The following is a 21,006-nucleotide window of genomic DNA, read 5'->3' as shown; positions in this document are numbered from 1 at the left end:
GTCAGGCCGAGGCGACCACGGTGAATCGACGGTTGGCGAGTGAGGGGTTCACCGAGCGCACCTCGGCGACGCGCTGCGGCGTGGCATCCGCGACCGCGATGCCGCTGCGCTCGCCGATCTCGCCGAGCGTGATGCCCATCGGATCGACGATGATGCTGCCGCCGGTGCCGATCGCCGGTCCCTGTGAGACGGCGGCGACGTAGAGCGTGTTCTCGATGGCCCGAGCGCGGGCGAGGGTGTTCCAGTGGTCCTCCTTGCGCGCGCCCGGCATCCAGGCCGCCGGATACAGCAGCAGATCGACTCCGGCATCCGCATGCTCGCGCGCCACTTCGGGGAAGCGCAGGTCGTAGCAGGTCAGCATCCCGACGGTGATGTCGTCGATCGTGAAGGTGACCGGTCCTGCGATGTCGCCGGGACGGATGTGGTCCGATTCCAGGAACCCGAAAGCGTCGTACAGGTGGAGCTTGTGATAGACCCGCGAGAGTCCCTCTTCCGGAGTCACGAGCACCAGCGTGTTGTACCCACGAGCCTCGCCCTCGATCGTCTCGAGCATCCCCGCGACGATCGCCACGCCGGTCCGGCGCGCGAGCGCGGCGAGTCCGGAGACGAAGGGACCGTCGAGCGACTCACCCTCCTTGATGAACTCCTCGTCGAGCTTCGGCACGTCGAACATGGCGAACTCGGGGAAGACCACGAGGCGTGCGCCGGCGGAGGCCGCCTCTTCGGTCAACCTCGCGATCTCCGCGAGGTTGGCGACCTTGTCTGCGCCGGAGACCATCTGGCCGATCGCGAACTTCATGATTCTCCTTCGGTAGGGGTGAGGCCCTCCAGATCGGAGAGCTCGGTGATGCAGTGGCGGACGAACGCCCGCCCCACGGAATCGAGACGGCGCTCGAACCATGAGATCGACGCCGTGAGACCCACGGACGGATTGACCAGTCGCCGATAGACGACGTCGTGCGGGTGGATGTCGGACAGCGACTCCGGGATGAATCCCACGCCCATGCCCGCCGACACCATCGCGGCGTGATCCATGTAGGAACCCATCACCTCGAGCGTGCGCGGGGAGAAGCCGGCACGCATGCACGCCGCGACGACCGCGTCGTAGCCCGCCGGGTTGGCCACGCGGGGCCCCTGGAGGATGCGCTCGCTGCGCAGCTCCGCGAAGCTGATCTCCTCCTGATCGGCCAGCGCGTGATCCACCGGCAGGCAGGCGAGGTACTCCTCGCTGAACAGCGTCGTCGAGGACAGGTCCTTCACGTCCGGTTGGGTGAGCAGCACCGCCACGTCGATGGACCCCTGCTCCAGCTCATCGATCAGCAGCGAGGTCGCGATGCTGCGCACCTGCACATTGGCGGCCGGATGCGCACGGATGAACCGACGCACCGCCTTCGCCGGCGTGCTGTACATCATGGCCGGCACGATGCCCACGCGTACGCGGCCGAACTCGTGGCTGCGCTCGTCATCGAGGAGCTGAGTGATGTGCTGCATCGCCTCGAGCACCCGGCGGCAGCGGAAGTAGAACTCCCGCCCCGCCTCGGTGGGCACGATCGGGCGCATCGTCCGGTCGATCAGCGCGACGCCGACATCCTTCTCGAGCCGCGAGATCTGCTGCGACAGTGCGGGCGGCGTGATGAAGAGGCTCGCGGCGGCCTGTTTGAAGCCTCCGGCGTCGACCAGTGCGACGAAGATCTCCAGTCGTCGAGTCTCCATCGCTACGCCCTCCTCAACGCGAGGCGCTCGGCACGGCGCACCTGTTGGATCTCAGGATCGGGCACCGGCGCGGCGGCGATCAGACGTCTCGTGTACTCGTCGGACGGATGGTGCAGCACATCCTCGGTCGGCCCCTCCTCGATCACATCGCCGTGCCGCAGCACCACGACCCGGTTCGACAGGGTCTCGACGACCGAGAGGTCGTGACTGATGAAGAGGCAGGAGAACCCGAGCTCGCGCTGCAGGGCGAGGAACAGATCCAGCACCTGCGCCTGCACGGAGACGTCGAGCGCCGAGGTCGGCTCGTCGGCGATCATGAGCACCGGGTCGGTGGCGATCGCCCTGGCGATGCCGATGCGCTGGCGCTGGCCGCCCGACAGCTCGTGCGGGAAGCGGTCGCACCAGTCCGGGTTGAGCTGCACCTGTTCGAGCAGTTCCCTCGCGCGCTTCCGCCGGGCGCGGGGGTCGCGCACGAGCCCCTGCCAGAGCAGCGGGTCGGAGATGGCCTGGCCGATCGTGCGTCGAGGATTCAGCGACGATGCGGGGTCCTGGAACACCATCGTCACGTGTCGGCGCAGTTGCCGCAGCGCGCGACCAGGACGACCGGTGATGCGCTCGCCGCGGACCTCCAGCACCCCTTCGCTCACGGGCAGCAGGCCGATCGCGGCCTTGCCGATCGTCGACTTCCCCGAGCCGGATTCGCCCACCAGGCCGACGATCTCACCGCGCGCGACTTCCAGATCGATGCCGTTGATGGCCTGGAACCCGGGGCGGCGCCAGCGACCGGGGTAGCGGATGACGGCATCCTGCAGCCGCAGCACCGTCTCCGGCAGCGGCGTGGCGGCGGTGACGCCGTCGATGCGCAGCTTGTTCCGCGCGGCCGAGAGGAAGTCGTCGGCCTTGCCCAGGTGCGGCACCGCGGCGAGCAGCGCCCGCGTGTACTCCTCCTTCGGGGAGCGGAACAGTTCGGCCGACGGGGCGCCCTCCACGACGCGGCCGTCCTTCATGACCACGACGTCGTCGGCGACATCGGCCACCACGCCCATGTCGTGCGTGATGATCAGTACCGCCATCCCCATCCGCTCCTGGATCTCGGAGATCAGATCGAGGATCTCGGCCTGCACGGTGACGTCGAGAGCCGTCGTCGGCTCGTCGGCGATCAGCAGATCGGGCTCGGACGAGATCGCCATCGCGATCATGGCGCGCTGCCGCTGCCCGCCGGAGAGCTGGTGCGGATAGTGATCGACCTTCTCCTCCGGGTCGGGCATGTGCACATCGCGCAGCAACTGGATCGCGCGGTCCCTGACGGTCTTGCGATCGAGATCATGATGGCTGGTGAGGGCCTCGGCCAGCTGGTGACCGATCGTGTACACCGGGTTCAGCGCTGTCATCGGCTCCTGGAAGATCGTCGCGATCCGGGAGCCGCGCAGGGGCCGCAGCCCCTTGTCGCGCAGAGGGACGAGGTCGACGCCGTCGAACAGGATGCGTCCGGTGCGTCGGGCGTTGGCGGGGAGCAGATCCAGGATCGACATCGCGGTGACCGACTTGCCGGACCCTGATTCGCCGACGAGGGCGAGGGTCTTGCGCCGATCGACGCGGAAGGACACGTCGTACGTGACCTGTCGCCAGCCGTCCGGCGTCTGGAACTCGACGGAGAGACCGTCGACCTGCAGCAGCGGTTCGTTCATGAGCGCTTCTTCGCTTTCGGGTCGAGGAGATCACGCAGGGCGTCGCCGAGGATGCCGAACGCGAGGATCGTCAGCACGATCACGGTGCCCGGCACGAGCAGCACATGCGGGTCGGTGGTCAGGTACCGCTGCCCTGCGGCGACCATCGAGCCCCAGGACGGGGTCGGCGGGACCACGCCCAGGCCCAGGTAGCTGAGCCCGGACTCCATCAGGATCGCGGCGGCCATCGTGAGCGAGAACTGCACGATGATCGGTGCCGACACGTTCGCCAGCACCGTGCGGAACAGCACCACGATCGTGGGGGCCCCGAAGGTGCGGGCCGCGTCGACGTACTCCTCGCGCTTGGTCGACAGCACCTGGCCGTAGGTGATGCGGGCGAAGATCGGGGCGAACAGCACACCCATCGCGATGATGAGCGTGATCGGTCCAGGGCCGTACAGGGTGACGGCGAGGAGCGCGAGCACGATCGGCGGGAACGCCAGGATGACGTCGACCATGAGGCGCATCGTCACGACCTCGGTGAGTCCGTTGAAGTAGCCCCCCAGCAGACCGAGCAGCGTGCCCAGCACGGTGGCGAGCAGCGTGGCGCCGAGGGCGATGAACAGCTCGACCTGTGCACCGAACATGATGCGCGAGAGGATGTCGCGCCCCAGCTCGTCGGTGCCGAGCAGGTGGCCGGGGCTGAACAGCGGCTGCAGACGCAGGGCGACGTTCTGGGCGATGGGATCGTACGGCGCGAGCAGCGGCGCGAACGCCATCAGGATGATGATCACCAGGAGGTAGACCACCATGACGCTCCGCAGAGGCGTGATCGCCTGGCGGATGCGGGGGCTGAGTTTCATGCTCGCCTCACTCGGGGGTCGAGGATTCCATAGATGATGTCGACGACGATGTTGATCGCGATGAACAGCAGGGCGATCACGATCACCACGCCCTGGACCACCGGGTAGTCACGGGTGGTGACGCCGTCGACGAGCAGGCTCGACAGGCCGGGGTAGTTGAAGACCCGCTCGACCAGCACGGTCGAGCCGAGCAGCGTGCCGAAGCCGATGCCGACGACCGTCACGACCGGCGTGAGCGAGTTGCGCAGCACATGCCGGCGGAACACGGTGAAGGGTGCGAGGCCGATCGACTTGGCGGTGCGGACCCAGTCCTGGGTCTGCACCTCCAGCACGGCCGATCGCGTCATCCGGGCGATCTGCGCCGCGAAGCCGACCGCGAGGGCGATCGCCGGCAGGGTGAGGCTGGCGAGCGAGCCGAGCAGATCCTTGGAGGGATCCACATACCCGCCCGCCGGGAACCACTTCAGCGTGATCGAGAAGAGCAGGATCAGCACGGCGCCGAACACGAACACCGGGAGGGCGACGCCGATCGAGCTGAGTGCGGTGACCAGCGTGTCGACCCATCCGCCGCGGCGTGCGGCGATGGCGCCCATCGCGACGCCGATCACGATCGACAGGACGGTGGCGAACACGACCAGCATCAGGGTGCGGGGGAGTCGGGCGCCGATCGCCTCGAGCACGGGCTGCGAGGTGCGGAACGATTCGCCGAGATCTCCGGTGAACACACCGCTGAGGAACGAGAAGTACTGGGTGAGCAGCGGCTGGTTGAGTCCCAGCTGCTCTCTCAGCTTCTCGACGGCCTCCGGGCTGGGCGCCCCGCCGTCGCCGGTGCTGAGCAGCAGCACGGCGGGGTCGCCCGGAACGAGTTGGAGTGCGGAGAAGATGAGGGTGAGGACCAGCAGGACCAGTCCCACCCCCATCGCCACCCGCTTCAGGATGAAGAACAGCACAGGACTTACTCCACCGAGGCGTGCGCGAGGTTGAGCGAGCTGTAGAAGACGAGGAACCCGGGCAGGGTCTCGAAGCCGCTCACCTTGTCGTTGTAGGCGTAGGCCTGCTCTCGCGTGTTGATCGACGCGAAGGGCACCTCCTCCGCCCAGAGCTCGGCGACCTGCGCGTAGATGTCGCGCTTGGCATCGTCGTCGCTGGAGCGGAGACCCTCTTCGATGAGCCCGCGCAGCGTGTCGTTGGAGTAGCCCCAGCCGACGTTGAAGTTGCGGCTGTCGACGACCCAGTTCAGCAGGTACGAGGGATCGGTGACGACGCCGGCGTCACCGGAGACCGCGATGTCGTACTCGCCGGCGTTGCCCTTGCTGACGCGGGTCGACCAGTCCGGCGCGTCGAGCGTGACGTCGATGCCGATCGCGCGCAGATCCTCCTGCACGGAGAGGGCGTTGTCCTGCAGGAAGGTGTACTGCGAGGTCGACAGCAGCGTGGCGGAGAAGCCGTCGGGGTACCCGGCCTCGGCGAGGAGCTCCTTCGCCTTCTCGGGGTCGTAGCTCCACAGGTCGGCAGCGGCGGGGTCGTAGGCCGGGTCGTCCTCGGGGATGACGATGCCGTTGAGCGGAGCGCCGTTGCTCTGGAAAGCCGCGAGCACCGCGTTCTCACGGTTCAACGCGTAGGCGACGGCCTGGCGCACCTTCGGCTCGGCGAACGGCCCGTCGGTGACGTTGAACTGCACGTACTGGAACGGCCCCTGCTGGGCGTCCACCGTCAGACCGGCGTCGGATACGCGCTGGAAGTTCTCCCACGGCACGTACTCGATCATGTCGACATCGCCGCTGAGCAGTGCGTTGGTGCGTGCCTCCCCATCGGGGTAGAACTTCACCTCGATGCTGTCCAGTGCCACGTCATCCGCGTCGTAGTAGTTGTCGCTCTTCTCGACCGTGAGACCGATGCCCTGCTCGAGATCCGTCATCTCGAACGGACCGGCGCCGACCCAGTTCGGGGTCTCGGCGTTGAGCGATGCATCGGGGACGATCGCGGCGAACGGGAGCGCGAGGTACTGCAGGAACGCCGTGTTCGGCTGCGCGAGGGTGATCGTGACGGTGTCGCCGTCGGTCGTGATCTCGGTGATGTCCTTGAGCCCGGCTGCGAGCTGCGAGCCGTTCTCCGGGTCGCGGTAGTAGTCCAGGGAGTTCTTGACGTTCTCGGCGGTGAGGGGCGTGTCGTCGTGGAAGGTGAGGTCCGGCCGCAGAGTGAAGACGTAGCGGGTGGGGTCGGTGGTGTCGACCGACTCGGCGAGGCCCGGTGCGACCGCGCCGCTCTCGTCGTAGGTCATCAGTCCGCGATGCACCATGGTGAGCAGCTGGTTCACCGCGCCTCCCTGCTGCATGCCGGTGATCGGGGTGGCGGGTTCGGCGGAGAGGCCGAATGTCAGGGTCTGCGATCCTGATCCGGAGTCTCCGGAATCGGCGGATCCGCCGCAACCCGCGAGGACGAGGATGGATGCGGCGCCGAATGCGACGGCACCGATCCAGCGGTGGGCCGTGCGGCTCTCGTGCCGGCGGAGGTGCTGTGAAATGGGCATGACAGAGTCCTTCCATGGTGCCGGGGGCACCATCGCTCGAATGTCACGAAGCACGGAACGTCATCATCGACGGCTCCGTTGCTCGTCGGGTGGGGAGGTCTGGATCGAACAAGACCTTTCGTGATTGATTATCTCTGCATGCCACATAAGCCGGAAGTTCGACTTCTCAGTGGGAGATAACACGAGAGTTAACTGATCTCCCCGACCAGGGGTTTATCGCCCCCCATGTCCGAAAGTGCCCGGCGAAGTTCCTGCGCAGGGCCCGGCGATCACCGTTCCGTGGTCGCCGTAGGCTGGAGTCATGACCAAGAACTCGCTCTGGACCGTCGTCGGTGTCATCCTCGCCGTGGTGATCGCGTGGTGGCTGGTCAGCGCGCTCTTCTCGGTGCTGTGGTTCATCGCGAAACTCGCGATCGTCCTCGTCGTCGCCGCAGGCGTCTTCTTCTTCCTGCGCTCGGTGTTCAGCCGCAGCGACGACTGAACGGGCCGGTCACCGCGGGAAGGTGACGCCGACCAGCTGCTCCGAGATCCGCCAGATGCGTGACGCGTCCTCTGCGCTCTTCAGCGGGGCGTACAGGGGCTGCTCGGTGGGCATCCCACCCACGCGCCCTGGCCCGTTCGGGCTGTAGAGCCAGGAGAAGCTGCGTCTGCTCTCGACACTGAGTCCACGGACGCTGTCCTCCTGACGGGCGCCCGGGCGGAGAACTCGGCCTCGGGCGGAGCATCCGGGCTGAATCGTCCGCCCGAAGGGGAGAACTCCTCCCGAGCCGGTGTCAGCCGGCGTCGCTTTCCGCGCGCCGCGGACTCGGGTCAGGGGGCAGGATCTCGACCGGCGTCGCGGACGCCTTCACCTGTGCGCGCGACCAGATCACGAATCCGGTCGCGGTGAACAGCCCGTAGAAGACGTACATGAGTCCGGTGGCGTAGTAGCCCGAGCTGAACAGCAGCGGCACGCCCACCACGTCGACCGCGATCCAGACCAGCCAGAACTCGGTCCATCCGCGGGCCATGCCGTACGTCGCGAGCAGCGAGCCGACGAAGGTCCAGGCGTCCGCCCACACCGGCTCCCACGAACCGAGTGCACGGAACAGCGGCGTCAGGGCGACGGTGCCGACGACCATCACGAGCACCATGCCGATGCGGGCGCTCGTGGGCGCCCAGCGCGGGGTCACGCGCCCGCCCGAGGCGTTGCGCCAGCGGATCCAGCCGTAGATCGCGACCGCGATGAACATGACCTGGCGTCCCGCCTGCCCGAGCAGATGCGGCAGCGAGTGGTCCGGGCTGAGGATCGACCCGAGGAACACGGTCAGCAGGAGCAGGTTGCCGATGATGCCCACCGGCCACGCCCACACCTTGCGGCGCATGCCGCCGATCGCGCTCGCGAGTCCGAAGACGTTGCCGACCACCTCCCGCACCAGGAGCGTCTGCCCACCGGGCAGCACCCACTGGGAGTTGAACGCCTCCACGAGCCACTGCAACGCATCCATCGTGTCTCCGTTCAGGACGCGGGGTCGGGAGCGGTGCGCTCGTCGAGGATCAGCTGCAGCAGGCTCAGGTCGAGCCAGCGGCCGAACTTCGCGCCGACCTGCGGCATGCGCCCCACCTCGTGGAAGTCGAGCTTCTCGTGCAGGCGGATCGATCCCACGTTGCCGCTCTCGACCGCCGCGACCATGACATGCACCCCGCGGGCCCGCGCCCGTTCGATGAGTTCCTGCATGAGCGTCCTGCCGACACCGCGCCCTTGCTGGTCGCCCCGCACGTAGACCGAATGCTCGACGGTCTGGCGGAATCCGCTGTGCGGACGGAAGCCCCCGAACGATGCGTAGCCGACCACGCCGGTGTCGTCGGCGGCGACGATCACGGGGAAGCCGCCCGCGGTGCGGTCGGCGAGCCAGGCCGCACGATCGTCTATGTCGACCGCATCGTCGTTCCAGATCGCGGTGGTGTGCACCACGGCGTGGTTGTGAATCTCGGTGATCGTCTCGAGGTCGGCGACGACCGCATCCCTGATCTGCACTGGGGTCTCCTGCGTCTGCGCTTCGGGCGCGCACCGCTGACGTTAGCAGGATGCGGAGGGCGACGGATCGCCGAGAGGATGACGGGTCCCGGAGGTCTCGTCGACGACCTCTCCGTGATCCGTCAGAACGTCCGTGATTCGTCGACGTCGGGGGTTCCGGGGCCGCCGGAGACGGCCGCGTCTTCCCCGTCGGAACCGCCACGCCACGAGGTCAGTTTCGCCGGATTCAGCACGATCCACACCCGGCTGATCCGTCCGTCCTCGACCGCGAAGTTCATGACCGATGCGACGTCGCCCTCGGCGCGGAACAGGAAGGCGAGGCCGTCTCCGGTCTGCAGCTCGGCGGCCTCGAGCTGCGGATTCTTCTGGGCGATCCCGAGCAGGAACCGCGCGACGCGGTCGGCGCCGCTGACGATGTTGAGCGCGGCGCGCACCACTCCGCCGCCGTCGCTGCGCAGCTCGACGTCGGGCGCGAGCACCCGGATCAGTTCCTCGACGCCTCCCGTGAGCGTCGCGGTGCGGAACGCGCGCACCACTCGGTCGTGCTCCGCTCGGGGTACTGCCGTGGCGCGGTTCTCGCGCACATGGCGACGCGCCGACGTCGCGAGCTGGCGCACGGCGGCGGGCGAGCGGTCGAGGATCTCGGCGATCTCGGGGAACGGCACGTCGAAGATGTCGTGCAGCACGAAGGCCACGCGCTCGGACGGAGTCATCGACTCCAGCACGACCAGCAGTGCTGTCGACACCGAATCGTCGAACGACACCCGCTCGAGCGGATCGGTGATCTCGCGCGAGGATGCCGAGAACCGGCCGCTGTCCGCGAACGCGTCGGAGGGCACCGGCTCCGGCAGCCACTGCCCCACGTACTGTTCACGGCGCTTGCGGGCCGAGGTCAGCAGATCGAGTGAGATCCGACTGGCGACGGTGGTCAGCCAGGCGCCGAGGTTCAGGATGGCGTCGCGTTCGGCATCCGTCTGCCGATACCAGCGCACGAACGTCTCCTGCACGACGTCCTCGGCGTCGGCGAGGGTCCCGGTCATGCGGTAGGCGACGGCCAGAAGCCGGCGGCGCTCGCGGAGCACCGCATCCAGGTCGTCGTGCACGTTCTCTCCTCGCAGCGGATGCACTCGAAGACTACCGACCTCACACCGGGGCACGCGCCATCGTCGGAGATGTGACAGGGTGACGCGCAGAGCACCCGGAACGAAGGGAACCCCATGAGGATCGCCATCGCAGGAGGCACCGGAACCGTCGGGCGCCACGTCACGGAGCACGTGCGCGCCGCCGGTCACGACATCGTCGTGCTCAGCAGGGTGAACGGCACGGATGTCCTGACGGGCGAGGGGCTCGCCGGCGCGCTCGCCGGAGCGGATGCCGTGATCGACGTCACCAACCTCGCCACCACGCTCTCGGCGAAGAAGTCGAAGAGCTTCTTCGAGACGGCGGCGCACCATCTGCTCGCAGCCGAGGAGCAGGCCGGTGTCGGTCATCACGTCGTGCTGTCGATCGTCGGGATCGATGACATCGACACCTCGTACTACGCGGGCAAGCTCGCCCAGGAACGGGCCGTCTCCGCGGGGCCCGTGCCGTTCACGATCGCCCGGGCTGGCCAGTTCCACGAGTTCGCGGGGCAGATCCTCGGCCTGGTGAGCGGACCGTTCGCGCCGATGCCGCGCACGCTCATGCGGCCGGTCGCCGCCCGCGAAGTCGCGGCTCACCTCGTGCGGGTGGCGGAAGCCGGTGCGGCCGGCCGTGCACCGGACCTGGTCGGGCCGCGCGACGAGACGCTCGCCGACGCCGCGCGACGGCAACTCGCCTTCGACGGCATCCGTCGCCGGGTGATCGACCTGCGACTGCCGGGCGCGTACGGCAGGGGACTCGCATCCGGCTCGTTGCGCGGAGGCGCGGATGCCCTCCAGGGCGAGATCACCTTCGACGAGTGGCTGCGCAGCGCGGATCACACCCGGCCGTGAGAGGCCTCGGCCGACGGTCAGGCGTGCACGTCGGCGGGGGACTCCTCGCCTTCGTGGAAGCTCGGCTTCTTGCCCAGGATCCGCGCGATCCCGAGCACGATGCCCACGATGATCAGCCCGGCGACGAGTCCGGCGACCGCCGAGAACAGGGTGTCGCCGATCCAGACGATCACGGGTCCGAGCGGCTCGAGCAGGTGCTCGATGCCGTGCAGCACGTCGGCACCGAAGTGCAGGCCGACCTCGCCGAGGTTCACGAGCAGCAGGTGGCCGCCGACCCAGAGCATCGCGACGGTGCCGAGGATGCTGATGAAGCGGAAGACCCCCGGCATCGAGCGCACGATGCGCATGCCGGTGTGACGCACTCGCTTCTCGCGGCTCTTCGCCATCTTGAGGCCGATGTCGTCGATCTTCACCAGCAGCGCGACCGCGCCGTAGACGACGCCGGTCATGATGAGTGCGATGACGGCGAGGATCGCGAGGGTCGTCCAGATGTCGAGGCCGGCTTCGAGGTTCGCGAGCGAGATGAGCATGATCTCGGTCGAGAGGATCAGGTCGGTGCGCACCGCGCCCCACACCAGCTTGTTCTCGTTGCGGTCGCCCTCTTCCGCGTGGCCGTGCTGCACGCCGAACCACTCCAGCACCTTCTCGGCGCCTTCGAAGCAGAGGTACGCGCCGCCCAGGATCAGCAGGTACGGCAGCACCCAGGGCGCGAACGCGGTGAGCAGCAGGGCGATCGGGATGATGATGACGAACTTGTTCGCCAGCGATCCGACCGCGATCTTGGCGACCACCGGCAGCTCGCGTGCGGGAGTGATGCCCTGCACGTACTGCGGAGTGACGGCCGCGTCATCGATCACGACGCCGGCGGCTTTGGCCGAGGCCTTCATCGCCGCGCTCAGAATGTCGTCGACGACGGCGAGCAGACCAACCGACATGTGCGTCCCCCAGCTTCAATGTGCAGACGAGAAACTATATCCACATCGTGTGTCGCCGGAGGGGACGTCGGCCCCGCTACTCGCTGTCGAGGAAGACGCCGACCCGGTCGCCGTCGAGCACGAACTGCAGCGCGGTGCCGTCGGGGAAGGCCGCACGCAGTTCTTTCGGCGCATCGACGGTGAGCGGGATCTCGACGGTGGCGGGGAACGCGCCGACGCTGCAGCCGTTGTAGATCGGGCCGTCGGCACTCCAGCCGGACGTTTCGAGATCTTCGGTCGGGACGCTGCCGCTGTCGATCGCGAGGAGGCAGGCGCCCTCCTCGTCACCCATTCCGCTGAAGCCTCCACCGACGAAGAGCGTGAGCCCGTGGAACTCGAAGGCCACGGCGTCCTCGACGGCTCCGATGAATCCCACGGGAATCTCGACCTCCGGGGTGGGGGTCAGCGTCGCGATCTGCGGCGCCCCGGACGACGCCGAGACCGGGGCGAACGACACCACGGCGTACGTGAGGCCGGCCGCCAGCGCGGCAGCGGTGGCGGAGACGATCCACAGCGTGCGCCGTCGGTAGCGACGCGGGCCGGTGGGCTCCCGGGGTGCGGTCGTCTCCGCCGCGGGTGCGGGATGCTCCGCGGCAGGGAACAGTGCGTCGAGGTCGGACAGTCCCTCGGAGATGCCAGGGGCGGGGGCATCCGGCATCCGCACAGCCTCCGGCGCGACGTCGGCCACCACCGGCGGAGCGGCATCCGAGATCATCGACTCCGAGCGGTGTGCCGAGCGCAGGGCTTCCAGTTCGTCGAGGCGTCGCACAGCCGCCGGGTCGTTCGCGATGTCCGCGTGCGGACCGTAGGCACGCGCGCGCAGCGTGCGGAGTTCTTCGTCAACGGCATCCATCCCCGGCATCGTCTCATGTTCGCGGCGTGGGGGCGGTCCGCGGAAACTCACAGCGCGCTCCCAGCCCTGCGGGACCAAAACGGCCGCCTCGCTGGTTGTGATCATCAGACGCTGCAGCCAGCCGCGTCAGACAAGGAGACAGATCGTGTCGAACGACTACCGCAAGACGTCCGAGGCCGTCAGCGACCTCACCCACCTGCAGTACGAGGTCACGCAGGAGGACGGCACCGAGCCCCCCTTCCGCAACGCGTACTGGAACAACCACGAAGACGGCATCTACGTCGACGTCGTCTCGGGCCAGCCCCTGTTCACCTCGATCGACAAGTTCGACAGCGGCACGGGATGGCCGAGCTTCACCAAGCCCATCGATGCGGATGCCGTCACGACCCGCACCGATCGGAAGCTCTTCATGACGCGCACCGAGGCGCGCTCGACCGGTGCCGACAGTCACCTCGGCCACGTCTTCGACGACGGGCCCCGCGACGCGGGAGGATTGCGTTACTGCATGAACTCCGCCGCTCTCCGTTTCGTGCCGGCCGACCGGCTCGAGGAGGAGGGGTACGGTCGCTACAGCACCCTCTTCACCCACCAGACCGCCGACAACGCCGAGGAGCAGTCATGACCGACGACACCGGAACCATCACCCGCACCCCCGGAGCCGAGACCGCCGTGCTCGCCGGTGGCTGTTTCTGGGGCATGGAAGACCTGATCCGCCGGCAGCCCGGAGTGCTCGGCACCCGCGTGGGTTACACGGGCGGCTCGAACGCCCATGCGACGTACCGCAACCACCCGGGTCACGCGGAGGCGGTCGAGATCGTCTTCGATCCGACCGCGACCACGTACCGCGACATCCTGGCGTTCTTCTTCCAGATCCACGACCCGTCCACCAAGGACCGTCAGGGCAACGACATCGGATCGAGCTACCGGTCCGCGATCTTCCCGCTCAGCCCCGAGCAGGAGACCGTCGCGCGCGACACGATCGCCGACGTCGACGCCTCCGGTCTCTGGCCGGCCAAGGCCGTCACCACGATCGAGCCCGAGGGTCCGTTCTGGGAGGCCGAGGAAGAGCACCAGGACTACCTGATCAAGTACCCCAACGGCTACACGTGCCACTTCCCGCGTGCGGGCTGGGTGCTGCCGAAGCGCGAGGAGAGCGCGGCCGTCTGACCGCCGCTCTCCGGCCCTTCGCCCCTCGAGGCGGAGGGCCTTCTTCGTGCCCGGACCGCGCGCGGAATGAAGGAGATCTCACGGGATGAAGGAGCGGATGCCGCAGGGGCTCCTTCATCCCGTGAGATCTCCTTCGCGACGCGAGGGCCGTGTCAGCCCTCGCCGAGGAACGCCAGCGCCGCTTCCTTGAAGTCGCGCGAGCCGGGGGCGTTGAAGTGGTTCCGGTTCGGGATCTCGAAGAAGCGGGCGTCGGGGGCGGCGGATGCCAGGGCCCGAGAGCCTTCGATGATGGCGTCCTTCGAGCCGGTCGCGAACAGGATCGGGCGGGTCGGAGCGTCCGTCGGGTCGGGGTCGATCGCGCCGGATGACCGCATGCCCTCGGCGAGAGCGACCAATGCGCTCAGGTCGTTTCCGGGCACACGCTCGGTCAGGGCGATGTAGTTCTGCGTCGTGGTGTCGCTGACCGGCGTGCCGTCGGCGATGTATGCCCGCACCTGGTCGAGGTCGAGTCGGGCGAGCGGGATGCCGTCCGGCACGCCGCCGAGCACCGCTCTTCCGATGCGCTGCGGCAGGTCGCGCACGACCTCCCAGCCCACGCGCGCGCCGAGCGAGTAGCCGACGTAGACGGCATCGTCGACGAGGTAGGCGTCCATGACGGTCTCGACATCGGTGACGAGCGTGCGGATGCTGTAGTCCTCGGGCTGATGCGGCTTCTCGCTGTGTCCGTGGCCGCGCTGGTCGAGCGCGAGCACGCGGTATCCGGCGCTCGTCAGCTCGCGCACCCACCCGGTCAGGACCCAGTTGTCGCGGGCGCTCGACGCGAAGCCGTGCACCGTGACGACGACGGGGGCATCGAGCTCACCCCAGGTGTACGTGGCGAGCCGGGTCCCGTCGGCGGCGTAGACCTGTTGAGCGTCGGGCATGGAGGTGAGATCGGAGAGAGGAACAGCCACGGCATCCATTGTCCTCCTGTGTCGCGGGGCGGGCTCGCGCCTGGTCTCGCCGACCGGTCACGCACCGTCGTCGATCTCCGACCCGCTGCGTCAGGCGGGGAGCGTGAGCCCACGCCCGCCACCCGACGCGCTGAACCTCAGGCGACGACGAGGAAACCGAGCACTGCACTTGCGATCGCCAGCAGTGCGAGTACCAGCGCAGGAGCGAAGGGTTCCTTGCGTCGCACGTGCACGACGGTCGCCCCGATCATGATAATCGCGAGCCCGGTGCCCGCGATCGGGGTGAGGATCGGTGCGATCCCGGTCAGCAGGGGCAGGATCAGGCCGATGGCGCCGACGACCTCGAGCCCGGCGATGAGCTTGACCACCGGGGCGGAGAAGTCCTCGGTCCAGGCCATGCCCCGCTCGGCGAGCGTGGGCTTCGGCGTGATGAGCTTCATGCCGCCTCCGCCCAGCATGGCGAGGGCCAGCAGGCCGTTGACGATCCAGAGGGCGATGAGCATGGAACTCCTTGGTTCTGTTCTGTGACCTTGTTACGATCAGTAACCAAGAATGGAGCATGCGGATGGCGGCTGCAAAAGGCACACCGATGTCACTGGCGTACATCGAGGTGCGGAACGCCGCGGGATTCCCCGGCTATGAGAGTTCCTGCTCGATCGATGAGAACGCGGGCCGCGCGATCCGCGAGGTGCTCGACCGGGTCGGCGACAAGTGGTCCCTGCTCGTGATCGCCACCCTCCGCGGGGACCGGCTGCGGTTCACGGAGCTCCTGAAGCACATCCCCGGGATCTCCCAGCGGATGCTGACCCTCACGCTCCGCCAGCTCGAGCGCGATGGCCTGGTCGCACGGACCGTCTACGCCGAGGTGCCGCCGCGGGTGGAGTACGAGCTCACCGACCTCGGCGCCACGCTCATCCCGATGGCCCGCACGATCGGCGACTGGGCGCTTGCGAACCACCCCGCGATCGAGGAGTCCCGCGCCCGCTACGACGCCGCGCACTGAGCCCCGGCCCGGCCGCGCGCCGGGAGCAGACGCGCGCGGTTGCCGGGCGCCGAGACCCACCACTCCCGCCGAGACCCACCGCCTGCGACGCGCGGGGTGGTGGGCCTGGGCGGGAGTGGTGGGTCTCGGTGGGGCAACAACCGTGAGGCTGATCGAGCCTCGACTCAGACCTCGCGGCGCAGGGCCTCGCCGAGGGCGGCATCCACGTTCGTCCAGTACTGGAAGAAGCGCTCGCGGATGACGTCGATCGTGAGGGAGCGGCCCTGACCGGTGAGGGTCTCGAGGAACCGAGCCCGCTGCGCGTCGTCGAACACCGTGCGGTAGAGCGTGCCCGCCTGCCCGAAGTCGTCATCGTCGAGGTGCAGAGTCGCGGCCGCGCGCATCAGCTCGCCGTCGGACTCCCAGCTCGCCTCGACGCCTGCGACCGGGTCGGCGACCGGGCCGCCGGATGGACCGAACGAGTGCGGCGTGTAGACGCGGTGCGCGGCATCGTTGTGCCGGTACTGCATCTGACCCTCGTGCATGTAGTTGCGCGTCTCGGCGGCGTGCGCCTGGTTCACGGGCAGCTGGTTGTAGTTCGCGCCGATGCGGTAGCGCTGGGCGTCGGAGTACGCGAACACACGCGCCATGAGCATCTTGTCGGGGGAGATGCCGGTGCCGGGCACCTGGTTCCCCGGCGAGAACGCGGCCTGCTCGATCTCGGCGAAGAAGTTCTGCGGATTGCGGTTCAGCGTGAAGGTGCCGACCTTGATGCGCGGGTAGTCCTTCTTCGACCACGTCTTGGTGAGGTCGAACGGGTTGAAGCGGTAGTCCTTCGCCTCGGCGTACGGCATGATCTGCACGTACACGTCCCACGAGGGGTGCTCGCCGCGGTCGATCGCGTCGAACAGGTCGCGGCGGTAGAAGTCGGCATCCGATCCGGCGAGCTGCTGCGCCTCGTCTGCTCCCATCTCCTCCACGCCCTGCGCCGAGAGGAAGTGGTACTGCACCCAGAAGCGCTCGCCCGCGGCGTTGATCCACTGGTAGGTGTGCGAGCCGTAGCCGTTCATGTGGCGCCAGCTGCGGGGCAGACCACGGTCGCCCATGAGGTAGGTGACCTGGTGCGCGGTCTCGGGCGAGAGGGTCCAGAAGTCCCACTGCATGTCGGCGTCGCGCAGGCCGGAGTCGCCGAGGCGCTTCTGCGAGTGGATGAAGTCGGGGAACTTCATGGCGTCGCGCAGGAAGAACGTCGGGGTGTTGTTGCCGACGATATCGAGGTTTCCCTCCGAGGTGTAGAAGCGCAGCGCGAAGCCGCGCACGTCGCGCCAGGTGTCGGGGGAGCCCTGCTCGCCGGCGACCGACGAGAAGCGCAGCAGCGTCTCGCTCGTGGCTCCCGGCTGGAACACCGCGGCGCGTGTGTACGCCGAGACGTCTTCCGTGACGACGAACTCTCCGAACGCGCCGCCGCCCTTCGCGTGCGGGTTGCGCTCCGGCACCCGCTCGCGGTTGAACGAGGCGAGCTTCTCGACCAGGTAGCGGTCGTGGAGCACGGTGGGGCCGTCGGCTCCGACGGTGAGCGAGTGGGCGTCGCTGGCGACCGGGGTGCCGGTCTGCGTCGTGGTGGCGGGCTGGTGGGTGGCAGGATTCGTCATGTTCTTCTCCTTCTGCGCGCAGGCGCGACGAACAGCCCTGTCTCGCGGGTGGCGAGAAGGGGCGGGCGCGTCGAGCTACTGCGCGGCGTTCTGGCAGCTGGGGCAGAGGCCCCAGAAGGTGACTTCGGCTGTCTGGACGGTGAATCCCCCGGCTGACGACGGGGTGAGGCACGGCGCTTCGCCGACCACGCAGTCCACATCGCCGACTGCACCACAGGAGGTGCAGACGACGTGGTGGTGGTTGTCGCCGATGCGCCGCTCATAGAGGGCTGCGGAGCCTGCCGGTTCGATCCGGCGGATGAGTCCCGCCGTCGTCAGGTCCGCGAGGATGTTGTGCACCGACTGGATCGACGTGGTCGGCAGCACGGCGGACACGGCGCGGTAGATCCGCTCCGCATCCGTATGGGCCATGGAGTCCAGCGCCTCGAGAACGGCGACACGGCCCGCGGTCGCCCGAAGCCCGGCGCCGCGAAGCGCTGAGTCGAGTTCTGTCTCCATGTCTCGACCCTACCTCTTCTTTTGAGCGATTCAAAAGAGCGGATGCCGGTGGGCGTGTCCGTCACCCGTCCCACCATCAGCCCCGTGTGATCGTGAAGCCCGTGCCGCGGACCCGCACCTTTCCGCCCTGCACGGCCGGACCACGGGATGAGCCGTCGGCGTCGTACGACGTGCCCTTCCCCCGGCCGAGTGCCGGCACCCGCTGCTCCGAGCGCGTCCCATTGGCGTAGAGCACGGCTGTCCCGGCCTTGGTGGCGTACACCGCGTTCACGATGCGGGGCTGGATGACGAGCGCATCGAGGCGCACGTCACCTCGACTCGTGCAGCGCACGGTCACGGCGGAATCGGGCAGGTCGCCGCCGAGGAGCTGGGGCACCAGCATCCCGTCGGCCTCGGTCAGCCCGCGATCTCCTGTGCCGCCGGCCGGGGTCTTCGTGCTCCACACCTTGCGGCGCCCGCGGAACACCTCCCACACCGCGTCTCCGGCATCCGCAGCCTGACGCCAGACGAGTCCGTGCAGGATGCCGCCGGCCTCGGTGACGTCGAACTCGACCCACTCGCCCTTCGCCAGACGCACGTACTTCCCGCCGGAGAGGTTGCCCTCGCCGGTCCAGGCGCCGCCGGCCGGGGTCTCGACGACGGCTCCGGCAGACCGGCGTGCACTCTCGGCGTCGATCACCCGCAGCCCCGAGAAGGACCGCAGCCCGGTGATCGAGGTCGCGATGTCGGCGACGTCGCGGTGGGCGTCGAGCAGCAGCATCGTGAGCAGGCCGTGGATCGTCGACTCCGCGCCGGAGTTCCGGTTCACGCGTCCGTCGGTCTCGACGCCGTCGAAGGTCACGCCGGTCGCGGGGTCGTACACGGGGATGCCAGCGGTGTTCGCTCCGAAGAACCATCCGGCGGCCAGGCCCGCGAGGGCGCGCAGGCCTTCGCCACCCACGGCGGCGGCCTGCAGGGCTCCCGCGACGCGACCGTGCGCGCCGTAGGCGATCTGCGCTTCGGCGGGCAGCGGTGCCCAGGCGTTGTGCGGTCCCCCCGAGGCGAGCACCTGCGGCGTGAAACGGCCGGCGTCGGCGATCCCGGCGGCGGTCCAGTCGCGGCGGCGCAGCAGTGATCCGGCGCGGGCAAGGGCCTCCGGCGCGGCGGCGCCCCACGCGTGCCAGAACCCGAGCGAACCCGTCCACGGCAGCACGGCGCCGAACGGCCATCCCTTCGAGGGGTCGGTGGCCATCGCGGCCACACCTTCGCCGTAGGTCTGCAATGCGCTGCGGCTGCGGGCGTCGCCTGCCTCGGCCGCAGCCGCCAGGCCGAGCATGGCTTCGGCCGTGGCATCCGCCCCTCCGGCGATCAGCCACGCGGGCAGCTTCCGGCCGTCGCTGCGCACCCACTGCCCCGCGCGGGAGAGCGATTCCTTCCCGAGCGCGTCGAGACACAGATGCACACGTGCGAGCAGGAAGGCCGCGAACGCGGCATCCTCGCGGCGGAAGGCCGCGTAGCCCTCGCCGAACGCCCACACGCTGCGCGCGAGCCAGTACGACTCTGCGGAGTCCGAGGGGTCGGGCAGCTCGACGGGAATCGCGCTCGGGTTCAGGGTGCCGTCCTCCTGCTGCCACAGCACCACGCGCCCGGCGTTCGGACCGGTCGCGGTCTGCAGGAAGGCGAGGGAGCGCAGCAGATCGCGTGCCTCGTCGCGGCTCTGCGCATCGCCGGTGGCCTTCCAGTCGCGCAGGAACACGATCGCCGCACGGGCGATGTCGTCGGCGTTGTAGGCGCCCTGCGTCCAGTACCCGGTCACCGCATCGCGCGTGCCGCCGCCGACCGGGCGGAAGCCGCCGGCCCCATCCGTGTCGGCGTAGGTCCAGGGTGCGCGCACGGTCGGCCGGGTGTCGATGCCGAACGTCGTGTGCGTGGTGCTCGGTGCGACGGGCACCTCGGCCAGGAGGAAGCGCAGGTGCGCGAGGTTCGTCAGGCGCGGGCGGCGGGCGGCCTCGAGCGGCAGCGATCCTGCCACGCCGGGGGTGGTGGTCGTCGCGCCGACGGCGGCGTCGACGGGGAGGAGGGCGAGGGCGGATGCCGTCGCCGCGATGGTCAGGAACGAGCGTCGTGAGGTGTCCATGTCGTCACTTCTTCGTGCGGTCGGTGGATCTGGGGTGGGTGTGGGAGGTCAGGGGGTGCCGGAACCGGACTCGCGCAGCGCGCGACCCCACGACTCGGCCGGATCGTGGATGGCGACCGCGAGGGTCGTGTCGGACTGGCCGTAGTACGCGAACCATTTGTCCTGGAACTTCACCAGCCCCTCCACGAAGGTCACGTTGGAGACCAGGCCGTGCCTGTCCTCGAACGTCTGCGGGCGCAGCCACGGCTCCTGCATCCGCGCGATCACCCGGGTGGGTTCATCGGGGTCGATCGCGATCTGCCCGCAGCGGTAGTCGACGTCGACGGTGCCGTCGTCGTGCACCACGCGCGTGGCGCCGTTGGTGAGGAAGAGCAGCAGTCCGTTGTCGGTCACCACGGGTGAGGTGCCGATCTCGACCAGTGCCTCATCCCAGGTGCCCGGCGTCGGCGAGTACATCGGATCGGTGTCGGGCGTGCCCGGTGTCCAGTGGATGAGGTCGTCGCTGGTGGCCCAGTAGATCGCACCCTCGCCGAAGTACATCCACCACTTGCCGTGCATCTGCTGCGGCACGATGACTCCGGCCTTCGACCAGTTGAACCCGCGCGGATCCGTGGTCTTGAACGTGTCGAAGTCGTCGAACAGCGGGCCGTGCTTGGTCCAGGTGCGCAGGTCGGTCGAGGTCGCCAGGCACAGCTGCGCGCTGCGGCGGTCCCAGCCCGTGTAGGTGAGGTAGTAGGTGCCGTCGATCAGCGCGATGCGGGGGTCCTCGCAGCCGAACCGCTCGTAGTCCTCCGAGGGCGAGAGGATCGGCGCATCCTCGCGGGTGAAGGTGACGCCGTCCCGCGAGCGGGCGATGCCGATGTGCGAGATGATGTCCTCCGCGTGGGCTCGATACAGCAGCACGACCTCGTCGCCGTCGACGATCGCGGCGGGGTTGTAGAGGTTCGCGGACTCCCAGCTCTCGCCGCGCGGGCGCAGGATCGGGTTGCCCTCGTGGGGCGTGAACGGTCCGAGGGGGAAGGATGCTCCGGTGAACATGGATGCCCTT

The 21,006-nt window shown here is 68.7% G+C and carries 22 protein-coding genes; 5 read left to right on the top strand and 17 right to left on the bottom strand.

All coding sequences use genetic code 11. The features are described 5' to 3' along the window. Window position 1: 1 nt before the first annotated feature. From FB560_RS15940 to FB560_RS15915, 6 genes are read right to left on the bottom strand one after another with little or no spacing between them, the layout of a single operon-like run. On the bottom strand, window positions 2–799 hold the full coding sequence (locus tag FB560_RS15940; protein WP_141873500.1) for a carbon-nitrogen hydrolase family protein: 798 nt from the start codon (window positions 797–799) through the stop codon (window positions 2–4). Then, window positions 796–1,713: a LysR family transcriptional regulator gene (locus FB560_RS15935; RefSeq protein ID WP_141873499.1), complete on the bottom strand. Its 918-nt coding sequence runs from the start codon at window positions 1,711–1,713 to the stop codon at window positions 796–798. The genes FB560_RS15940 and FB560_RS15935 overlap by 4 nt, the downstream gene beginning before the upstream one ends. Window positions 1,714–1,715: 2 nt before the next feature. Continuing rightward, window positions 1,716–3,401 carry an ABC transporter ATP-binding protein gene (locus tag FB560_RS15930; RefSeq protein ID WP_141873498.1) on the bottom strand — a complete coding sequence of 562 codons (1,686 nt, stop codon included), beginning with the start codon at window positions 3,399–3,401 and terminating at the stop codon, window positions 1,716–1,718. Beyond that, window positions 3,398–4,243 carry an ABC transporter permease gene (locus FB560_RS15925; protein ID WP_141873497.1) on the bottom strand — a complete coding sequence of 282 codons (846 nt, stop codon included), beginning with the start codon at window positions 4,241–4,243 and terminating at the stop codon, window positions 3,398–3,400. Before FB560_RS15925 ends, FB560_RS15930 begins: the two co-directional genes overlap by 4 nt. Beyond that, a complete protein-coding gene (locus FB560_RS15920) occupies window positions 4,240–5,193 on the bottom strand; it encodes an ABC transporter permease (RefSeq protein ID WP_211350003.1) in 954 nt (317 codons plus the stop codon). Before FB560_RS15920 ends, FB560_RS15925 begins: the two co-directional genes overlap by 4 nt. Window positions 5,194–5,198: 5 nt before the next feature. Continuing rightward, the gene (locus FB560_RS15915; protein WP_170198182.1) at window positions 5,199–6,773 is read right to left on the bottom strand and encodes an ABC transporter substrate-binding protein; all 1,575 of its coding nucleotides are present in this window, start codon (window positions 6,771–6,773) and stop codon (window positions 5,199–5,201) included. A gap of 301 nt (window positions 6,774–7,074) precedes the next feature. Between FB560_RS15915 and FB560_RS15910 the strand changes: the two genes are divergently transcribed. Beyond that, complete coding sequence (locus tag FB560_RS15910) at window positions 7,075–7,254, top strand: hypothetical protein (protein ID WP_141873495.1); 180 nt, start codon at window positions 7,075–7,077, stop codon at window positions 7,252–7,254. Between the two features lie 292 nt (window positions 7,255–7,546). Here FB560_RS15910 and pnuC read toward each other — a convergent pair whose 3' ends face one another. From pnuC to sigJ, 3 genes are all read right to left on the bottom strand, one after another. Beyond that, on the bottom strand, window positions 7,547–8,260 hold the full coding sequence (gene pnuC / locus FB560_RS15905) for a nicotinamide riboside transporter PnuC (RefSeq protein ID WP_188895000.1): 714 nt from the start codon (window positions 8,258–8,260) through the stop codon (window positions 7,547–7,549). 11 nt (window positions 8,261–8,271) lie between these two features. Next, window positions 8,272–8,790 (bottom strand): GNAT family N-acetyltransferase, encoded by a 519-nt coding sequence (locus FB560_RS15900; protein ID WP_141873494.1) that lies wholly within the window; start codon window positions 8,788–8,790, stop codon window positions 8,272–8,274. Window positions 8,791–8,912: 122 nt separating this feature from the next. Beyond that, the gene (gene sigJ, locus FB560_RS15895; protein WP_229672882.1) at window positions 8,913–9,893 is read right to left on the bottom strand and encodes an RNA polymerase sigma factor SigJ; all 981 of its coding nucleotides are present in this window, start codon (window positions 9,891–9,893) and stop codon (window positions 8,913–8,915) included. 114 nt (window positions 9,894–10,007) lie between these two features. Here sigJ and FB560_RS15890 point away from each other — a divergent pair, with 114 nt between their 5' ends. After that, window positions 10,008–10,763 (top strand): SDR family oxidoreductase, encoded by a 756-nt coding sequence (locus FB560_RS15890; protein ID WP_141873493.1) that lies wholly within the window; start codon window positions 10,008–10,010, stop codon window positions 10,761–10,763. A 17-nt stretch (window positions 10,764–10,780) separates the two neighbouring features. Here the strand turns inward: FB560_RS15890 and FB560_RS15885 are convergent, their stop codons facing one another. Together FB560_RS15885 and FB560_RS15880 are read right to left on the bottom strand one after the other, a co-directional pair. Continuing rightward, a complete protein-coding gene (locus tag FB560_RS15885; protein ID WP_141873492.1) occupies window positions 10,781–11,698 on the bottom strand; it encodes a DUF808 domain-containing protein in 918 nt (305 codons plus the stop codon). A 76-nt stretch (window positions 11,699–11,774) separates the two neighbouring features. After that, a complete protein-coding gene (locus FB560_RS15880; protein WP_141873491.1) occupies window positions 11,775–12,590 on the bottom strand; it encodes a hypothetical protein in 816 nt (271 codons plus the stop codon). 145 nt (window positions 12,591–12,735) lie between these two features. Between FB560_RS15880 and msrB the strand changes: the two genes are divergently transcribed. Together msrB and msrA are read left to right on the top strand one after the other, a co-directional pair. Beyond that, the gene (gene msrB, locus FB560_RS15875; protein WP_141873490.1) at window positions 12,736–13,212 is read left to right on the top strand and encodes a peptide-methionine (R)-S-oxide reductase MsrB; all 477 of its coding nucleotides are present in this window, start codon (window positions 12,736–12,738) and stop codon (window positions 13,210–13,212) included. After that, on the top strand, window positions 13,209–13,757 hold the full coding sequence (gene msrA, locus FB560_RS15870) for a peptide-methionine (S)-S-oxide reductase MsrA (protein ID WP_141873489.1): 549 nt from the start codon (window positions 13,209–13,211) through the stop codon (window positions 13,755–13,757). The genes msrB and msrA overlap by 4 nt, the downstream gene beginning before the upstream one ends. Window positions 13,758–13,909: 152 nt before the next feature. On the opposite strand, the gene FB560_RS15865 is transcribed toward msrA, so the two are convergent. Beyond that, window positions 13,910–14,719 carry an alpha/beta fold hydrolase gene (locus FB560_RS15865; RefSeq protein ID WP_407662571.1) on the bottom strand — a complete coding sequence of 270 codons (810 nt, stop codon included), beginning with the start codon at window positions 14,717–14,719 and terminating at the stop codon, window positions 13,910–13,912. Between the two features lie 128 nt (window positions 14,720–14,847). Beyond that, on the bottom strand, window positions 14,848–15,213 hold the full coding sequence (locus FB560_RS15860) for a DoxX family protein (protein ID WP_141873488.1): 366 nt from the start codon (window positions 15,211–15,213) through the stop codon (window positions 14,848–14,850). A 62-nt stretch (window positions 15,214–15,275) separates the two neighbouring features. Here FB560_RS15860 and FB560_RS15855 point away from each other — a divergent pair, with 62 nt between their 5' ends. After that, window positions 15,276–15,713, top strand: a complete 438-nt coding sequence (locus tag FB560_RS15855) for a winged helix-turn-helix transcriptional regulator (RefSeq protein ID WP_325058564.1) — start codon at window positions 15,276–15,278, stop codon at window positions 15,711–15,713. A 164-nt stretch (window positions 15,714–15,877) separates the two neighbouring features. Here FB560_RS15855 and FB560_RS15850 read toward each other — a convergent pair whose 3' ends face one another. The 4 genes from FB560_RS15850 to FB560_RS15835 form a co-directional block, all read right to left on the bottom strand. Then, window positions 15,878–17,344, bottom strand: coding sequence for a catalase (locus FB560_RS15850; RefSeq protein WP_141873486.1), 1,467 nt, complete (start codon window positions 17,342–17,344; stop codon window positions 15,878–15,880). A gap of 75 nt (window positions 17,345–17,419) precedes the next feature. After that, on the bottom strand, window positions 17,420–17,842 hold the full coding sequence (locus tag FB560_RS15845) for a Fur family transcriptional regulator (protein WP_141873485.1): 423 nt from the start codon (window positions 17,840–17,842) through the stop codon (window positions 17,420–17,422). A gap of 76 nt (window positions 17,843–17,918) precedes the next feature. Then, complete coding sequence (locus FB560_RS15840) at window positions 17,919–19,958, bottom strand: hypothetical protein (RefSeq protein ID WP_141873484.1); 2,040 nt, start codon at window positions 19,956–19,958, stop codon at window positions 17,919–17,921. 48 nt (window positions 19,959–20,006) lie between these two features. Further along, entirely contained in the window at window positions 20,007–20,996 is a 990-nt protein-coding gene (locus FB560_RS15835; RefSeq protein WP_141873483.1) for a glycoside hydrolase family 130 protein, read from the bottom strand. Window positions 20,997–21,006: the final 10 nt, after the last annotated feature.

Source organism: Microbacterium saperdae (assembly GCF_006716345.1).
In the GTDB taxonomy this organism is placed as follows: Bacteria; Actinomycetota; Actinomycetes; order Actinomycetales; family Microbacteriaceae; genus Microbacterium; species Microbacterium saperdae.
Note: the sequence above shows the minus strand (reverse complement) of the source record. Positions and strands in the feature narration are given on the sequence as shown.

Bases quoted from the DNA above. Each gene is read 5' to 3' on its own strand.
- FB560_RS15940 (WP_141873500.1), bottom strand. From the start codon at position 799: ATGAAGTTCGCGATCGGCCAGATGGTCTCCGGCGCAGACAAGGTCGCC.
- FB560_RS15935 (WP_141873499.1), bottom strand. From the start codon at position 1,713: ATGGAGACTCGACGACTGGAGATCTTCGTCGCACTGGTCGACGCCGGA.
- FB560_RS15930 (WP_141873498.1), bottom strand. From the start codon at position 3,401: ATGAACGAACCGCTGCTGCAGGTCGACGGTCTCTCCGTCGAGTTCCAG.
- FB560_RS15925 (WP_141873497.1), bottom strand. From the start codon at position 4,243: ATGAAACTCAGCCCCCGCATCCGCCAGGCGATCACGCCTCTGCGGAGC.
- FB560_RS15915 (WP_170198182.1), bottom strand. From the start codon at position 6,773: ATGCCCATTTCACAGCACCTCCGCCGGCACGAGAGCCGCACGGCCCAC.
- FB560_RS15910 (WP_141873495.1), top strand. From the start codon at position 7,075: ATGACCAAGAACTCGCTCTGGACCGTCGTCGGTGTCATCCTCGCCGTG.
- pnuC (WP_188895000.1), bottom strand. From the start codon at position 8,260: ATGGATGCGTTGCAGTGGCTCGTGGAGGCGTTCAACTCCCAGTGGGTG.
- FB560_RS15890 (WP_141873493.1), top strand. From the start codon at position 10,008: ATGAGGATCGCCATCGCAGGAGGCACCGGAACCGTCGGGCGCCACGTC.
- FB560_RS15885 (WP_141873492.1), bottom strand. From the start codon at position 11,698: ATGTCGGTTGGTCTGCTCGCCGTCGTCGACGACATTCTGAGCGCGGCG.
- FB560_RS15880 (WP_141873491.1), bottom strand. From the start codon at position 12,590: ATGGATGCCGTTGACGAAGAACTCCGCACGCTGCGCGCGCGTGCCTAC.
- msrA (WP_141873489.1), top strand. From the start codon at position 13,209: ATGACCGACGACACCGGAACCATCACCCGCACCCCCGGAGCCGAGACC.
- FB560_RS15865 (WP_407662571.1), bottom strand. From the start codon at position 14,719: ATGGATGCCGTGGCTGTTCCTCTCTCCGATCTCACCTCCATGCCCGAC.
- FB560_RS15860 (WP_141873488.1), bottom strand. From the start codon at position 15,213: ATGCTCATCGCCCTCTGGATCGTCAACGGCCTGCTGGCCCTCGCCATG.
- FB560_RS15855 (WP_325058564.1), top strand. From the start codon at position 15,276: ATGGCGGCTGCAAAAGGCACACCGATGTCACTGGCGTACATCGAGGTG.
- FB560_RS15850 (WP_141873486.1), bottom strand. From the start codon at position 17,344: ATGACGAATCCTGCCACCCACCAGCCCGCCACCACGACGCAGACCGGC.
- FB560_RS15845 (WP_141873485.1), bottom strand. From the start codon at position 17,842: ATGGAGACAGAACTCGACTCAGCGCTTCGCGGCGCCGGGCTTCGGGCG.
- FB560_RS15840 (WP_141873484.1), bottom strand. From the start codon at position 19,958: ATGGACACCTCACGACGCTCGTTCCTGACCATCGCGGCGACGGCATCC.
- FB560_RS15835 (WP_141873483.1), bottom strand. From the start codon at position 20,996: ATGTTCACCGGAGCATCCTTCCCCCTCGGACCGTTCACGCCCCACGAG.